The following is a 14,039-nucleotide window of genomic DNA, read 5'->3' as shown; positions in this document are numbered from 1 at the left end:
TCAGGGAGGATTCATGGACAAGCCCCGCGCCATCTCGCATTTCCTTTACTACCTCGAACATCACCCTGCCCTCGCCGGCCTCGACTCGGCGAAGGTCATGCTGGGCCACACCGCCGATTACGAAGCCCTGACCGGCGCCATTGCCGAACAGGCCGGCGAGCATCCGCGCTTTGAGTTCAGCGCCCGGCGCCTGGACCTGGAAAGCACCGCAGCGCTGTCCGAGGCAATTGCCGACAGCGATCTGTACATTTTCTTCTACGACTCTTCCACCCTGCCCAACCCGCGCCCCGACGGCCCGGAGTTCGTCCGCGCACTGCAAGCGGTGATGGCGGAAAACTGGAAGAAGTCGCTGCTGTTCAAGGATTACGGCGACTATTTCTACGACACCTTCAGCATCACCCCGCAACGCATCGCCGGACTCAACAGTCACTTGATCCAGCGCATGTCCCAGGCGACCACGCTGAGTTTCAAGGATGACCACGGCTCATGGTTCGAAACGCCGATGAGCAGCATCAAGAAGTGGACCGACATCAACGGCGTCGGCAACTTTGACCTCGCCCCCGGCGAAATCGCCACCCATAGCGAAGCCATCAATGGCCACGTGAAGTTCAAGGGCACCTTCCTCAGCACCATCCCCTTCGCGCGCAAGTACGGCGTGCTGGAATCGCCGCTGGAGCTGTGGATCGAGAACTCGACCATCAGCCGCATCGCCACCGACGTGCCGGGGCTGGAACATGATTTCAACAAGTACCTGGATGCCAACCCGTCGAACCGGCGGATTGAGGAGTTGGGGATTGGCACCAACGAAGGCGTGAAGGATCTGTATGCGCGCAATGCCGGGTTTGAGGAGCGGCATTGTGGGTTGCATCTTGGATTAGGCGGTGGCGCCAAGGGCAGTCATCACCTGGATCTGATCTTTTCGGGCGGGGTGTTGGCGCTGGATGACAAGCCGGTTTTCGATGGCCGATTTGTGTTTTAGGCGACTGACGCCTTCGCGAGCAGGCTCGCTCCCACAGGGATTTATGTTCGACGCAACTCCAATGTGGGAGCGAGCCTGCTCGCGAAGAGGCCCAATCAGACGCTACATGAGTTTCGCCAGACGAAAAAAAACGCCAACCCTAAGGTTGGCGTTTTTGCTTCAACTTGCAGCTTGCAGCTAGTAACTCACAGCTGCCTTATTCCGGCTTTTTGCGACCGAAACCCGGGCGCTGACCGGAACCAGCCGGTGCGCCGCGACGCTTGCCCGAGGGCTTGTCGCCGTCGACCAGTTTGATTCCCGGACGCTTTGGCGCCGGTTTGGCCGGGCGCTTGTTGGTGGTGTCGGCTGGACGATCCGCCACTGGCGTACCGCGACCGGCAGGAGCGCCGCGTTCGCCACGCTCAGTACGGCCATTGGCCGGACGCGGTGCGCGCTCGCCGTCACGGGCGACTGGCTTGCGACCTGGACGCTCGCCTTCGATCTGCGGCTCACGGCTCGGGCGCGGCGCGGTCGGTGCGCCGGCGGCTGGACGCAGGGTGCGTACGCGCTCGGTCTTGGCCATCGGCCGCGACGATTTGCGCTGCATGCGTTCGAGCTTGTCCTTGCTCTTGGCGTTCAGCTGCGGCAATGCCACCGGCGTCAGGCCGACTTCGGCGCTGAGGACGTCGACTTCGTACTGGCTCATTTCGCGCCAGCGACCCATCGGCAGGTCGGAGTTGAGGAACACCGGACCGAAACGCACGCGCTTCAGACGGCTGACCACCAGACCTTGGGATTCCCACAGACGACGCACTTCACGGTTGCGCCCTTCCATGACCACGCAGTGGTACCAGTGGTTGAAACCTTCACCGCCCGGCGCCTGTTGAATGTCGGTGAAACGCGCCGGACCGTCTTCCAGCACCACGCCGGCCTTCAGGCGTTCGATCATCTCGTCGTCGACTTCACCGCGTACACGCACGGCGTACTCGCGGTCCATCTCGTAGGACGGGTGCATCAGACGGTTGGCCAGCTCACCGTCAGTGGTGAACATCAGCAGACCGGTGGTGTTGATGTCGAGACGGCCGATGTTGATCCAGCGGCCTTCTTTCGGACGCGGCAGCTTGTCGAACACGGTCGGACGGCCTTCCGGGTCGTCACGGGTGCAGATTTCGCCGTCGGGCTTGTTGTACATGATCACGCGGCGCACCGATTCGGCGGCCTCTTCGCGTTTGATCACTTTGCCATCGATGGTGATGGCGTCGTGCATGTCGACGCGCAGGCCGAGGGTGGCGTCTTTGCCATTGACCTTGATCCGGCCCTGGCTGATCCAGGATTCCACGTCACGGCGCGAGCCGACGCCGATACGGGCGAGGACCTTCTGCAGCTTTTCGCCTGCTGGGCCGATTTCCTGGTCGTCTTTCTGATTGATGTCACTCATCTGGGCACCTCCCGGTGTGGTCTGTTCAGGCGGCGCCTGAAGTATTGAAAACTGGGTCCAGGCCGAAGGGATCGGCGAAGGGTCGCGAATCATACGCGGATGTGCGCCGTCGCGCATCAGAGACTAGCTGATCGATTGCCGGTTATTTCTTTTTCCGCCGACCGGCACCACCGAGTTTGATCAGGCGCAGCGCGGCTTCGGCCAGCACCGTGCGTTTGTCGTCCTTGTCGAGCTTCTTCCAGGCCTTGATCTCGCGCTTGCTGCGACCGCAACCCAGGCAGATGTCGTCGGAGAATTTGCAGAGGCTGATGCAGGGGTCTTTGGTTGAGCTCATCGCAATCTCCAGAACGACATTTCACCCTGTGGGAGCGAGCCTGCTCGCGAAGGCCCGTTGTCATTCAGCATTAATGTATCTGACACACCGCCTTCGCGAGCAGGCTCGCTCCCACAGCGTCTTCACTGGTTTCTCGATAGGCGTCAGTCTTCGAACTCGCGCCGTTCGGCTTCGATCGCCTCGGCCAGTGCGCGGGCTTCGGCTTCTTCTTCGCTGAGTTCCGGTTCAGGCTGTTCGAGGGCGGCGACAGCGGCCAGGAGCTTCTCGCGGGCCTCGGCGACACCGAGAATGTCTTCTTCCGGTTCGGCGTCAGGCGCCGCTTCAAGTTCAACTTCAGCTTCAACAACCGGCGCGATGATCTCAGGCTCAGACACCGGCGCTTCGCCATCCACCGCATCACGCAGCAAGTCGTCAAAGTCGGTTTTGATGCCTTCTTCCATGCTGTCCAGCTCCAGCAGCAGGGAATGGAAACTGGTTTCTTCTTTTTCCTCCTCCGGCTCGGCGCTGGCGTCGGCCAGTTCCTGCAGACTCTGCGGCACCGGCGCGTCGTCGAAGTCGAGCACCGGTTCGGCTTCCATCTCGCGCAGCTCGGCCAGCGGCGGCAGATCTTCAAGGTTTTTCAGGTTGAAGTGGTCGAGAAACGCCTTGGTCGTGGCGAACATAGCCGGTTTGCCCGGCACGTCGCGATAGCCGACGACGCGGATCCACTCACGCTCGAGCAAGGTCTTGACGATGTTGCTGTTGACCGCCACGCCACGCACGTCTTCGATCTCGCCACGGGTGATCGGCTGGCGATAGGCGATCAGCGCGATGGTCTCCAGCAACGCACGGGAATAGCGCTGCGGGCGTTCTTCCCAGAGACGGCCGACCCACGGTGAAAACTTCTCGCGGATCTGCAAACGATAGCCCGACGAGACTTCCTTTAGTTCAAAGGCGCGACCCTCGCAGGACTTGCCGAGCAGGGTCAGGGCTTTCTTGAAGACCGCCGGCTCGGGCCGCTCGCCTTCTTCAAACAGTTCATACAGGCGCTCAAGGGATTGCGGCTTTCCCGAGGCCAACAGAAAGGCTTCAAGCAGGGACGCCAGCTCGCGGGGTTCAGTCAGGTTCATACAGGGACTCGTTATTCGGCTCGGGCTCGCACGTGGATCGCGGCGAACGGCTCATTCTGCACCAGCTCGACCAAGGATTCCTTGACCAGTTCAAGGATCGCCATGAAGGTCACCACCACACCCAGGCGGCCTTCTTCAGCGGTGAACAGCTCGACAAACGGCACGAAGCCGCCGCCCTTGAGCCGTTCCAGCACATCGCTCATGCGTTCGCGGGTGGACAGCGCTTCGCGACTGACCTGGTGGCTTTCGAACATGTCGCCACGGCGCAGCACCTCGGCCATGCACATCAGAATCTCTTCCAGCGCGACGTCGGGCAACAGCTTGCGCGCCCGCGCTTCCGGGGCGTCGAGCTTGGGCACGATCACATCGCGGCCGACCCGGCTCAACCCATCGATACCTTCGGCAGCAGCCTTGAAACGCTCGTATTCCTGCAAGCGGCGGATCAGTTCGGCGCGTGGATCGTCTTCTTCATCTTCGACGGTTTCAGCGCGCGGCAGAAGCATGCGCGACTTGATCTCGGCGAGCATCGCCGCCATCACCAGATATTCGGCAGCCAGTTCCAAGCGCACCGATTGCATCAACTCGACATAGCCCATGTACTGGCGGGTGATTTCCGCCACCGGGATGTCGAGGATATTGATGTTCTGTTTGCGGATCAGGTACAGCAGCAGGTCGAGCGGGCCTTCGAAGGCTTCAAGGAAGACTTCCAGCGCATCCGGCGGGATGTACAGGTCCAGCGGCATTTCCATGACCGCCTGACCATAGACCATCGCGAACGGCAGTTCCTGCTGGGCGCCGGCCTGGGGATCGACCACGGTTTCCACTGCGGACATTCAGGCCTCGACCATGAACGGCGTCGGATCGCCGCAACCGACGCGGACCACTTCCGGGTCGTCGCCAGTCAGGTCAATCACCGTCGAGGCCTTGATGCCGCCAAAGCCGCCGTCGATGATCAGATCGACCTGGTGCTCGAGCAACTGGCGCATTTCGTAGGGATCGGTAAGTGGGTCTTCATCGCCGGGCATGATCAGCGTCACGCTCATCAGCGGCTCGCCGAGTTCGGCCAGCAGCGCCAGCGCAATCGGATGGCTCGGCACGCGCAGGCCGATCGTGCGTTTCTTCGGATGCAGCAACAGGCGCGGCACTTCGCGCGTGGCGTTGAGAATGAAAGTGTAAGGGCCGGGTAGATGCGCCTTGAGAATGCGGAAGGTGCCGGTGTCGATCTTGGCGTAATTGCCCAGTTGCGACAGGTCGCTGCAGATCAGCGCGAAGTTGTGCTTTTCATCGAGCTGACGCAGACGTCGCACACGCTCGATGGCGGTCTTGTCGCCGATCTGGCAACCAATGGCGTAGGACGAGTCCGTGGGATAAATCACCACCCCGCCTTTGCGGATGATCTCGACCGCCTGTTTGATCAGGCGCGCTTGCGGGTTTTCCGGATGTATCTGGAAAAATTGACTCACATTCTCTACCTGTTCAGACGGCGGCAATATCTGTGTCATGTTTGAACCGACACCACAGGGGTGGAAGGTCCTCGGGAACCGGCCGGTACTGGCCGATTTCGGACCAGCCGCCAGGGCCATGGAAGTCACTGCCGGCGCTGACCAGCAGACCGAACTCACGGGCAAGGATCGCCAGGCTGCCCACCTGTTCTGCGGGCTGATGGCCATTGACCACCTCGATAGCATGCCCGCCTGCTTGAATATAGTCGGCAATCAGCTTTCGGCGCTTGCTACGGGTGAAATCGTAGTGCCATGGATGCGCCAGGCTGACCCAGGCACCGGCGGCGCGCAGGGTGCCGACAGTGTCTTCCAGCGTCGGCCAGTGCAGTTTGACGTCGCCGAGTTTGCCGGCGCCGAGCCATTTGCGGAACGCCTCGGCGCGATCCTTTACATAACCTTCACGCACCATCCAGTCAGCGAAATGCGGCCGGGCCGGCGCGTTGCCGCTGTCGCCCAGTTCCTGCTGGATCTGCCGGGCGCCGTCGAGGGCACCGGGCATCCCCTTGAGTGCGAGCTTGCGGCTTATTTCTTCCGACCGCAGCCAGCGGCCATCGTGCAATTTGGCGATCGCTTCCACTAACGGCGCAGCGTTGACGTCGAAGCCGTAACCCAGCACGTGAATAGTCGCCCCGCCCCAAGTGCAGGACAATTCGACGCCGTTGACCAGTTGCATGCCCAACTCGGTGGCCGCCGTACGCGCCTCGGCGAGCCCCTCAAGAGTGTCGTGGTCGGTCAACGCCAGGACTCGCACGCCGTTTTCGAACGCACGCGCAACCAGAACCGCAGGCGCCAGGGCGCCATCGGAGGCCGTGCTGTGGCAGTGCAAATCAACATTCACGGGGAGTTGTAACCTCAAATCAGCTGGCGCTATCGCGCGCCCATATGTTTGTTATTATGCCGCCACATCCAGCTTCTGGCTCTCACTGTGAAACAATTCATCGATTTCATCCCGCTTCTGCTGTTCTTCATCGTTTACAAACTTGATCCACGGGTCGTCGACATTGCCGGCCAGCAAGTGACCGTAGGCGGTATCTACAGCGCCACGGCGATGCTGATCATCAGTTCCCTGGTGGTGTACGGCGCGCTGTTCATCAAGCAGCGCAAGCTGGAAAAGAGCCAGTGGCTGACGCTGATCGCCTGTCTGGTATTCGGCAGCCTGACGCTGGCCTTCCACAGCGAAACCTTCCTGAAATGGAAAGCGCCGGTGGTCAACTGGCTGTTCGCTGCGGCGTTCATCGGTAGTCACTTCATCGGCGATCGCTTGCTGATCAAACGCATCATGGGTCACGCGCTGACCCTGCCCGACCCGGTCTGGACCCGCCTGAACATCGCCTGGATCGCGTTCTTCCTGTTCTGCGGCGCCGCCAACCTGTTCGTCGCTTTCACCTTTCAGAGCATCTGGGTCGACTTCAAGGTGTTCGGCAGCCTGGGCATGACCGTGCTGTTCCTGGTCGCACAGGGCGTTTACCTGTCGCGCCATCTGCATGACACCGATACCACAACGCCAAAAACCGAGGACTGACATGCTCTACGCCATCATTGCCACCGACGTTGCCAACTCGCTCGAAGCTCGCCTGTCCGCGCGCCCGGCGCATCTGGAACGCCTGCAAGCGCTCAAGGGCGAAGGCCGCATCGTGCTGGCCGGCCCGCACCCGGCGGTCGACAGCAATGATCCGGGCGCAGCGGGGTTCACCGGCAGCCTGATCGTCGCCGAGTTCGACTCCCTCAGCGCCGCACAGGCCTGGGCCGATGCCGATCCGTACATCGCCGCTGGCGTTTACGCCAATGTGATCGTCAAGCCGTTCAAGCAAGTCCTGCCTTAAGTCCTTCCACGCGATGAACCTTCTCGGTTCATCGCGCTCTCAATCGCTCATTATTCTCGTTTGCCTGCCGACAACCTGCCCAATATCCATTTGGAAACAGGTGTCGCGATGCGCAAGGGTCCGTTGTGTCTGATGTTGCTCACGTTGTCGATCATGGCCCCCGCCCATGGTGAGGAAACCACCGAAAGCGGCAGCTCAACGCCATTGTCATTGAGCGCCGGCAGCCAGATCACCGAGCTGCAACAGCGGCTCAAGGCCAGTGAACAGCAGCGCGAAGAACTGAACAAACAACTGCAAAATGCCGACAACACTCGCGAAAGCGCCCAGCTCGCCCGGCTGCGCCAGGAGAACCAGCGTCTGAAGCTGCAACTCAAGGAAGCCCAGGCCAGCCCGCTGCCGCGTTTGCTGACCGATCAACAGCAGTGGTTCGTCACTGGCGCCGGGGTAGCGCTATTGGCGCTGCTCTGCGGTATCTTTGCCAGCGGTGCAAGCCGAAAACGTCGGCAATGGCTAAATTGAGTGAGTCATGAGCGAGCTGTTATTGATTGATGATGACCAGGAGTTGTGCGAACTCCTGAGTAGCTGGTTGAGCCAGGAAGGCTTCCAGGTGCGCGCCTGCCACGACGGCCAGAGCGCCCGCAAGGCGTTGGCCGAAACCGCCCCGGCGGCGGTAGTGCTGGACGTGATGCTGCCCGACGGCAGCGGTCTGGAACTGCTCAAGCAATTGCGCAACGACCACGCCGACCTCCCGGTGCTGATGCTATCAGCGCGTGGCGAACCGCTGGACCGCATCCTCGGCCTCGAACTGGGCGCCGACGATTACCTGGCCAAACCCTGCGACCCCCGCGAACTGACCGCGCGCCTGCGTGCCGTGTTGCGCCGCAGCCACCCGGCAGCCGTTTCGACGCAGCTCGAGCTGGGCGACCTGAGTTTCAGCCCGGTGCGCGGCGTGGTCAGCATCGACGAAAAAGAACTGACCCTGACCGTCTCCGAAAGCCGCCTGCTCGAAGCCCTGCTCAAACAGCCGGGCGAGCCGCTGGACAAACAGGAACTGGCGCAACTGGCCCTCGGCCGCAAGCTGACCCTGTACGACCGCAGCCTCGACATGCACGTCAGCAACCTGCGCAAAAAAATCGGCCCCCACCCCGACGGCCGCCCACGCATCGTCGCGCTGCGTAGCCGTGGTTACTACTACAGCCTGTAAAACCATCTTGTTCCGTGTACGAGCTGCCCAAGGCGGCGATCTTCAGGCTGCAGGACGCAGAGCGTCCTCGGCTGCATTCCTACGCAGAGCGTGGGAACGATCAGATCGCAGCCTTCAGCACCTCCTGCACTGGATATGTGTAAGGCCGGGCACGAAACGTCTTTACCGAAGCTTTACGCTGCGCTGACCGCCGCTGACCTTGATCTGCGTAATCTGAACTCATCCGGAACGTACCGGGAACGAGACAAGGAGATACACCATGCGCAAGACTCTTATCGCTCTGATGTTCGCTGCCGCTCTGCCAACCGTGGCCATGGCCATGCCGCAGGATGGCGGTCCGCTGGGTGGTCCGCTGGATGGCCCGCGCCACGGTGGTCAGATGCACGGCGGCATGCACGGCAAAGGCCCGTACAGCCAGCTCGACCTGACCCGCGAACAGCGCGAGCAGATTCGCAAGATCATGGGCGAGCAGATGCACGAGCGTAAGCAGGTGGTCGACAAGTACCTGGAAAAACTCTCGCCGGCCGACCAGAAAGCCATGAAGGACGAGATCGCGGCCAACCACAAGAAAGCCGAGTCCGATGTCCGCGCACTGCTTAAGCCCGAGCAACAGAAGCAGTTCGACGAAATCCAGAAGAAACGCGCCGAACGCCGCGCCGAATGGGCCGAGTTCAAGGCCTGGAAAGCGCAGCAGGCACAAAAGGCGCAATAATGGCTAGACCCTGGGCCCGACGACTCACCTCGTCGGGCCTGTTCCATTCAAATCAAATGTGGGAGCGAGCCTGCTCGCGGAGGCGGTGTATCAGCCAGCGATGGATTGACTGACACTACGCCTTCGCGAGCAGGCTCGCTCCCACATTTGAACGGTGTAATTTTCGAGGATTTTCTGTGCGTTCACTGTTCTGGCGGATTCTTGCGAGCTTCTGGCTGGCCATCGCTCTGGTAGCCGGGCTGTCGATCCTGCTCGGGCACATGCTCAATCAGGACGCGTGGATTCTCAGCCGCCATCCCGGCCTCAACACGCTGGCCGCAGAATGGACGCAGACTTACGAAGCCCAAGGCGAGGAAGCCGCGCAGGATATCCTCGAACAACGTAAACGCCAGTATCACATCGACGTTCAGGTGCTCAATGAAACCGGCGATCCGGTGGTGCGTGGCACCTTCCCGCGCCGGGCCGCAGCATTCGAAGCGCGGCAGAACAACGACGATCGCCGCCTGCCGTGGCGGCGCCTGACCGACGAAATCACCAGCGAAAAAACCGGTGACACCTACCTGTTCATCTACCGCATCCCGCACCCGGAACTCGACGCCTGGCACCGCGAAAGTCTGCTCTGGCCACTGAGTGCGCTGGGTATTGCGCTGGTGGTGCTGACCCTGTTCAGTTTGCTCGTGACTTTCTCCATCACCCGCCCGCTCAGTCGCTTGCGCGGCGCGGTGCATGATCTGGGGCAGACGACTTATCAGCAGAACAGTCTGGCTAAACTCGCCAACCGCCGCGACGAATTCGGCGTGCTGGCCACCGATTTCAACCGCATGGGCGCGCGCCTGCAAAGCCTGATCGGCAGTCAGCGCCAGTTGCTGCGCGATGTCTCCCATGAATTGCGCTCCCCGCTGGCGCGCCTGCGCATCGCGTTGGCTCTGGCCGAGCGCGCCAACCCTGAAGAGCGCGAAAAACTGTGGCCACGCCTGACCCGCGAATGCGATCGGCTGGAGGCCTTGATCAGTGAAATTCTGGTGCTGGCGCGAGTCGATGCCGACAACGCCAGCGCTGAAGAAGTGGACCTGAATGCGTTGCTCGCCACGCTGCAAAAGGATGCGCAGCTCAGCTCCCCCGAGCAGACCGTGCGCCTGCAAGCTGAGTCACAACTGAATCTCAAAGGCTGGCCGACGATGATCGAGCGCGCCGTGGATAATCTGCTGCGCAACGCCCAGCGCTTCAACCCGAGCGATCAGCCGATCGAATTGCAGGCTGCGCGGCAGGGAGAGCGGATTGTCATCAGCGTGCGCGACCATGGGCCGGGGGTGCAGACCGAACATCTGAGTCAGTTGGGCGAGCCGTTCTACCGGGCCCCGGGGCAGACCGCTGCCGGGCATGGCCTGGGGCTGGCGATCGCCAAACGCGCGGCAGAACGGCATGGCGGCACGCTGACGCTGGCCAATCATCCGCAGGGCGGCTTTGTGGCGAGTCTGGAATTGCCGCTGGTACCGGGAGTCGTGGTCCAGCCCTGAAAAAGCCCCTCACCCCAACCCTCTCCCGGAGGGAGAGGGGGCCGACCGAGTTGTCTGCCGTTGTGCATCGACCTTATGGATTCGCAGAAACCAGACGTCCGGTATCCCGACGCTGGATTCAGCGAAGGACGCTCAGGTCGGTGTAATTCCAAAGCATCCCCCAATCAGTCCCCTCTCCCTCTGGGAGAGGGTTAGGGTGAGGGGCTTTTGATCTTCAGACCTTACCTGGCCAGGCGCTGACGAATTCAGCCAGATCAACCTTCTCCGCCACGCGCGGCTCTTTCTGCGGCGTGCCGAGATAGAGGAACGCGATCACCTCCTCGCCTTCCACCAGCCCCAGGCCTTCGGCCACATGCTTGGAGTACGCCAGATCCCCGGTGCGCCACACCGCGCCAATCCCCTGCGCATACGCCGCGAGCAAAATCCCGTGGGCCGCACAGCCGGCCGTGAGCAGTTGCTCGGCCTTCGGGTATTTCACGTGTTCCTGCAATTTCGCGATGACCACAACCACCAGCGGCGCGCGCAGTGGGCCGTTGCGCGCCTTGTCGATCATCGCGTCGGTGACTTCACCGCCCTGCTGGCGGGCCGCCTCGGCCAGCAACTCGCCCATTTGCTCACGCGCTGCGCCTTCGACTGTCAAAAAGCGGTACGGCTGCAAGTGCCCGTGATCCGGGGCACGCAAGGCCGCGCCGAACAGGGCTTCGCGCTGCTCGGCAGTAGGGGCCGGTTCGACCAGGCGGGGAACGGAAACACGGTTGAGCAACGCGTCGAGAGCCTGCATCGGCCACCTCCTTTGAAAAATGTGCAGCTATTCTAGCTGCAACTGCGCAGCGCCTGCCGGTTTACATGCCTTGCCCCGCAGGTAGAATGGCGCCCTTGTTCAATCAGCCCGAGCGGATTTCATGGCGTTGCCGACCTTACGGATCATTGGTTTTATCATCGGCATCTTCCTGATAACCCTGGCTGTGGCCATGGTCGTGCCGATGGCCACGCTGGTGATTTTCGAGCGCACCAGCGATCTGCCGTCGTTCCTCTGGGCGAGCATGATCACCTTTGTCGCCGGCCTCGCTCTGGTGATACCCGGCAGACCGGAACACATTCACCTGCGCCCGCGCGACATGTATCTGCTGACGGTCAGCAGCTGGCTGGTAGTGTGCATTTTCGCCGCGCTGCCGTTTCTGCTGACCCAGCACATCAGCTACACCGACTCGTTCTTCGAAAGCATGTCCGGCATCACCGCCACCGGTTCCACGGTGCTCAACGGCCTGGACAACATGTCGCCGGGGATTCTGATGTGGCGGTCGCTGCTGCACTGGATCGGCGGCATCGGCTTTATCGGCATGGCGGTGGCGATTCTGCCGCTGCTGCGCATCGGTGGCATGCGCCTGTTCCAGACCGAATCCTCCGACCGTTCGGAGAAGGTCATGCCGCGTTCGCACATGGTGGCGCGGTTGATTGTGGCGGCCTACGTCGGCATCACCATTCTCGGCAGCCTGGCGTTCTGGTGGGCGGGGATGAGCCCGTTCGATGCGATCAACCACGCGATGTCGGCGATTTCCACCGGTGGTTTCTCGACCTCCGACCAGTCGCTGGCCAAGTGGACGCAACCGGCGGTGCACTGGGTGGCGATCGTCATCATGATCCTCGGCAGCCTGCCGTTCACCCTGTACGTGGCGACGCTGCGCGGCAACCGCCGTGCGTTGATCAGGGATCAACAGGTGCAGGGTTTGCTGGCGATGTTGCTGGTGACCTGGCTGGTGCTCGGCACCTGGTACTGGTGGACCACCAAGCTGCATTGGCTGGAAGCGCTGCGGCATGTGGCGCTGAACGTGACCTCGGTAGTCACCACCACCGGTTTTGCCCTAGGTGACTACAGCCTGTGGGGCAACTTCTCGCTGATGCTGTTTTTCTATCTGGGTTTTGTCGGCGGCTGCTCAGGTTCGACGGCGGGCGGGATCAAGATTTTCCGTTTTCAGGTCGCCTACATCCTGCTCAAGGCCAACCTCAATCAGCTGATCCACCCGCGCGCGGTGATCAAGCAGAAGTACAACGGTCACCGCCTCGACGAAGAGATCGTCCGTTCGATCCTGACTTTCTCGTTCTTCTTCGCCATCACCATCTGCGTGATCGCGCTGCTGCTGTCGCTGCTCGGAGTCGACTGGATGACCGCACTGACCGGCGCCGCCAGCACCGTGTCCGGCGTCGGCCCGGGTCTGGGCGAAACCATCGGCCCGGCCGGCAACTTCGCGACCCTGCCGGATGCGGCGAAATGGATTCTGTCGTTCGGCATGCTGCTCGGCCGACTGGAGATCATTACGGTGTTTGTGCTGTGTATTCCGGCCTTCTGGCGTCATTGACCGCGTCCGGCACCTGCGTCAGGCGCAAGCGGTACTCGCCGGGCGTGGTGTCGAACCAGCGGCGGAACGCGCGGAAGAAGTTGCTCGGGTCGGCAAAGCCCAACAGGTAGGCGATTTCCAGCAAGGTCATGCTCGGTTGCGCCAGATACTGCTCGGCGAGTTCACGGCGGGTGTCGTCGAGCAATTGCTGGAAACTGGTGCCCTCCTCCTGCAAGCGTCGCTGCAAAGTGCGCTGGGAGAGGTGCAGCGTCTGCGCCACGGTGTCGCGCTTGGGCTCACCTTGAGGCAACAAACGACACAACACTTGGCGTGCCCGGTGCGTCACGCGGCTCTCGGAGAACCGCGCCAGATATTCCCCGGCAAAGCGATCATGCAACAGCGCCATGGCTTCGTTGGCGGTCGGCAGCGGCGCCTCCATATCGGCCCGTTCGAAGATCAACGCGTCGTATGGCGCGTTGAACACCAGCGGTGCGTGGAAGGCTTCTTTATAAGGTTGCAGATTCGTCGGCTGATCGCCCTGAACCAACACTTTGACCGGGTGCAGCGGGCGCCCGGTCAGCCAGCCGCACAGCGCCAACGCGCAGGCCAGTGACGCTTCGGCACTCTGCCGGGTCGGCGGCAGATGATCGCCGTGCACGGTGAGAATCAGCGCGTAACCTTCGTCGAGCAGGCGAAAGCTCAGATCAGCGCTTTCGGCAATGATGCGTTGATAGCGCACCAGACGCTGGAAGCCTTCAGCCAGGGTATTGCTCGACATCAGCGCATAGCCGGCGACATGAAACGAGGCCGGGCGCACCACTTTGCCCATGTTCAGGCCGATCGCCGGGTTGCCGGACACCTCGACCGCGCGCTGCCAGAGCCGGGTCATGGAGTCTTGCGGGAAGCGTGCATCCGGATCTTCAAGGGCGCTGAAATCCAGCCCCAGTTGCCTGAACAGAACCCGGCAATCCAGGCCGTCCATCTCCAGTGCTTTGACAATCCCCATCGCCCAGCTTGCAGAAGTCGTTCGTTCGCTCATGGTTGTTATTCTTTTACATGACGGGCTGCAGATAACCGCCCTATTTGCGAAGGATACTAAAGTGGCG

The 14,039-nt window shown here is 61.7% G+C and carries 16 protein-coding genes; 8 read left to right on the top strand and 8 right to left on the bottom strand.

Annotation, left to right across the window (positions count from 1 at the left end):
* The first annotated feature begins 13 nt into the window (after positions 1-13).
* Complete coding sequence (locus ASG55_RS03690) at positions 14-979, top strand: hypothetical protein (RefSeq protein ID WP_056783740.1); 966 nt, start codon at positions 14-16, stop codon at positions 977-979.
* Positions 980-1,175: 196 nt separating this feature from the next.
* On the opposite strand, the gene rluB is transcribed toward ASG55_RS03690, so the two are convergent.
* From rluB to ASG55_RS03660, 6 genes are all read right to left on the bottom strand, one after another.
* Positions 1,176-2,396 carry a 23S rRNA pseudouridine(2605) synthase RluB gene (gene rluB, locus ASG55_RS03685; protein ID WP_056783737.1) on the bottom strand — a complete coding sequence of 407 codons (1,221 nt, stop codon included), beginning with the start codon at positions 2,394-2,396 and terminating at the stop codon, positions 1,176-1,178.
* A 142-nt stretch (positions 2,397-2,538) separates the two neighbouring features.
* On the bottom strand, positions 2,539-2,730 hold the full coding sequence (locus ASG55_RS03680; RefSeq protein WP_016771121.1) for a DUF1289 domain-containing protein: 192 nt from the start codon (positions 2,728-2,730) through the stop codon (positions 2,539-2,541).
* A gap of 143 nt (positions 2,731-2,873) precedes the next feature.
* Complete coding sequence (scpB, locus tag ASG55_RS03675) at positions 2,874-3,839, bottom strand: SMC-Scp complex subunit ScpB (protein WP_056783735.1); 966 nt, start codon at positions 3,837-3,839, stop codon at positions 2,874-2,876.
* An 11-nt stretch (positions 3,840-3,850) separates the two neighbouring features.
* Positions 3,851-4,549, bottom strand: a complete 699-nt coding sequence (locus ASG55_RS03670) for a segregation and condensation protein A (protein ID WP_172828192.1) — start codon at positions 4,547-4,549, stop codon at positions 3,851-3,853.
* A 123-nt stretch (positions 4,550-4,672) separates the two neighbouring features.
* Positions 4,673-5,302, bottom strand: coding sequence for an L-threonylcarbamoyladenylate synthase (locus tag ASG55_RS03665; RefSeq protein ID WP_041478985.1), 630 nt, complete (start codon positions 5,300-5,302; stop codon positions 4,673-4,675).
* Positions 5,303-5,315: 13 nt separating this feature from the next.
* Positions 5,316-6,179: a PHP domain-containing protein gene (locus ASG55_RS03660; protein WP_039761090.1), complete on the bottom strand. Its 864-nt coding sequence runs from the start codon at positions 6,177-6,179 to the stop codon at positions 5,316-5,318.
* 87 nt (positions 6,180-6,266) lie between these two features.
* On the opposite strand from ASG55_RS03660, the gene ASG55_RS03655 reads away from it, so the two are divergent.
* From ASG55_RS03655 to ASG55_RS03630, 6 genes are all read left to right on the top strand, one after another.
* Entirely contained in the window at positions 6,267-6,863 is a 597-nt protein-coding gene (locus ASG55_RS03655) for a septation protein A (RefSeq protein WP_024012071.1), read from the top strand.
* A 1-nt stretch (position 6,864) separates the two neighbouring features.
* Positions 6,865-7,164 carry a YciI family protein gene (locus ASG55_RS03650; RefSeq protein ID WP_016771127.1) on the top strand — a complete coding sequence of 100 codons (300 nt, stop codon included), beginning with the start codon at positions 6,865-6,867 and terminating at the stop codon, positions 7,162-7,164.
* 108 nt (positions 7,165-7,272) lie between these two features.
* Positions 7,273-7,683, top strand: a complete 411-nt coding sequence (locus ASG55_RS03645; protein WP_016771128.1) for a translation initiation factor 2 — start codon at positions 7,273-7,275, stop codon at positions 7,681-7,683.
* A 7-nt stretch (positions 7,684-7,690) separates the two neighbouring features.
* Positions 7,691-8,368 (top strand): response regulator transcription factor, encoded by a 678-nt coding sequence (locus ASG55_RS03640; protein ID WP_016771129.1) that lies wholly within the window; start codon positions 7,691-7,693, stop codon positions 8,366-8,368.
* Between the two features lie 259 nt (positions 8,369-8,627).
* Entirely contained in the window at positions 8,628-9,080 is a 453-nt protein-coding gene (locus tag ASG55_RS03635; protein ID WP_042607494.1) for a Spy/CpxP family protein refolding chaperone, read from the top strand.
* A gap of 176 nt (positions 9,081-9,256) precedes the next feature.
* Complete coding sequence (locus tag ASG55_RS03630) at positions 9,257-10,597, top strand: sensor histidine kinase (protein WP_056783733.1); 1,341 nt, start codon at positions 9,257-9,259, stop codon at positions 10,595-10,597.
* A 214-nt stretch (positions 10,598-10,811) separates the two neighbouring features.
* Here the strand turns inward: ASG55_RS03630 and ASG55_RS03625 are convergent, their stop codons facing one another.
* Positions 10,812-11,378, bottom strand: coding sequence for a nitroreductase family protein (locus tag ASG55_RS03625; RefSeq protein WP_056783730.1), 567 nt, complete (start codon positions 11,376-11,378; stop codon positions 10,812-10,814).
* Between the two features lie 121 nt (positions 11,379-11,499).
* On the opposite strand from ASG55_RS03625, the gene ASG55_RS03620 reads away from it, so the two are divergent.
* Positions 11,500-12,954 carry a TrkH family potassium uptake protein gene (locus ASG55_RS03620; protein ID WP_024012066.1) on the top strand — a complete coding sequence of 485 codons (1,455 nt, stop codon included), beginning with the start codon at positions 11,500-11,502 and terminating at the stop codon, positions 12,952-12,954.
* Here ASG55_RS03620 and ASG55_RS03615 read toward each other — a convergent pair.
* Complete coding sequence (locus ASG55_RS03615; protein WP_201783051.1) at positions 12,911-13,972, bottom strand: AraC family transcriptional regulator; 1,062 nt, start codon at positions 13,970-13,972, stop codon at positions 12,911-12,913. The genes ASG55_RS03620 and ASG55_RS03615 overlap by 44 nt on opposite strands.
* Positions 13,973-14,039: the final 67 nt, after the last annotated feature.

It is taken from the genome of Pseudomonas sp. Leaf434, from assembly GCF_001425545.1.
In the GTDB taxonomy this organism is placed as follows: Bacteria; Pseudomonadota; Gammaproteobacteria; order Pseudomonadales; family Pseudomonadaceae; genus Aquipseudomonas; species Aquipseudomonas siliginis.
Note: the sequence above shows the minus strand (reverse complement) of the source record. Positions and strands in the feature narration are given on the sequence as shown.

Excerpts from the sequence above, each read along its gene's own strand:
- ASG55_RS03690 (WP_056783740.1), top strand. The coding sequence starts at position 14 with ATGGACAAGCCCCGCGCCATCTCGCATTTCCTTTACTACCTCGAACAT.
- rluB (WP_056783737.1), bottom strand. The coding sequence starts at position 2,396 with ATGAGTGACATCAATCAGAAAGACGACCAGGAAATCGGCCCAGCAGGC.
- ASG55_RS03680 (WP_016771121.1), bottom strand. The coding sequence starts at position 2,730 with ATGAGCTCAACCAAAGACCCCTGCATCAGCCTCTGCAAATTCTCCGAC.
- scpB (WP_056783735.1), bottom strand. The coding sequence starts at position 3,839 with ATGAACCTGACTGAACCCCGCGAGCTGGCGTCCCTGCTTGAAGCCTTT.
- ASG55_RS03650 (WP_016771127.1), top strand. The coding sequence starts at position 6,865 with ATGCTCTACGCCATCATTGCCACCGACGTTGCCAACTCGCTCGAAGCT.
- ASG55_RS03645 (WP_016771128.1), top strand. The coding sequence starts at position 7,273 with ATGCGCAAGGGTCCGTTGTGTCTGATGTTGCTCACGTTGTCGATCATG.
- ASG55_RS03640 (WP_016771129.1), top strand. The coding sequence starts at position 7,691 with ATGAGCGAGCTGTTATTGATTGATGATGACCAGGAGTTGTGCGAACTC.
- ASG55_RS03635 (WP_042607494.1), top strand. The coding sequence starts at position 8,628 with ATGCGCAAGACTCTTATCGCTCTGATGTTCGCTGCCGCTCTGCCAACC.
- ASG55_RS03625 (WP_056783730.1), bottom strand. The coding sequence starts at position 11,378 with ATGCAGGCTCTCGACGCGTTGCTCAACCGTGTTTCCGTTCCCCGCCTG.
- ASG55_RS03620 (WP_024012066.1), top strand. The coding sequence starts at position 11,500 with ATGGCGTTGCCGACCTTACGGATCATTGGTTTTATCATCGGCATCTTC.
- ASG55_RS03615 (WP_201783051.1), bottom strand. The coding sequence starts at position 13,972 with ATGAGCGAACGAACGACTTCTGCAAGCTGGGCGATGGGGATTGTCAAA.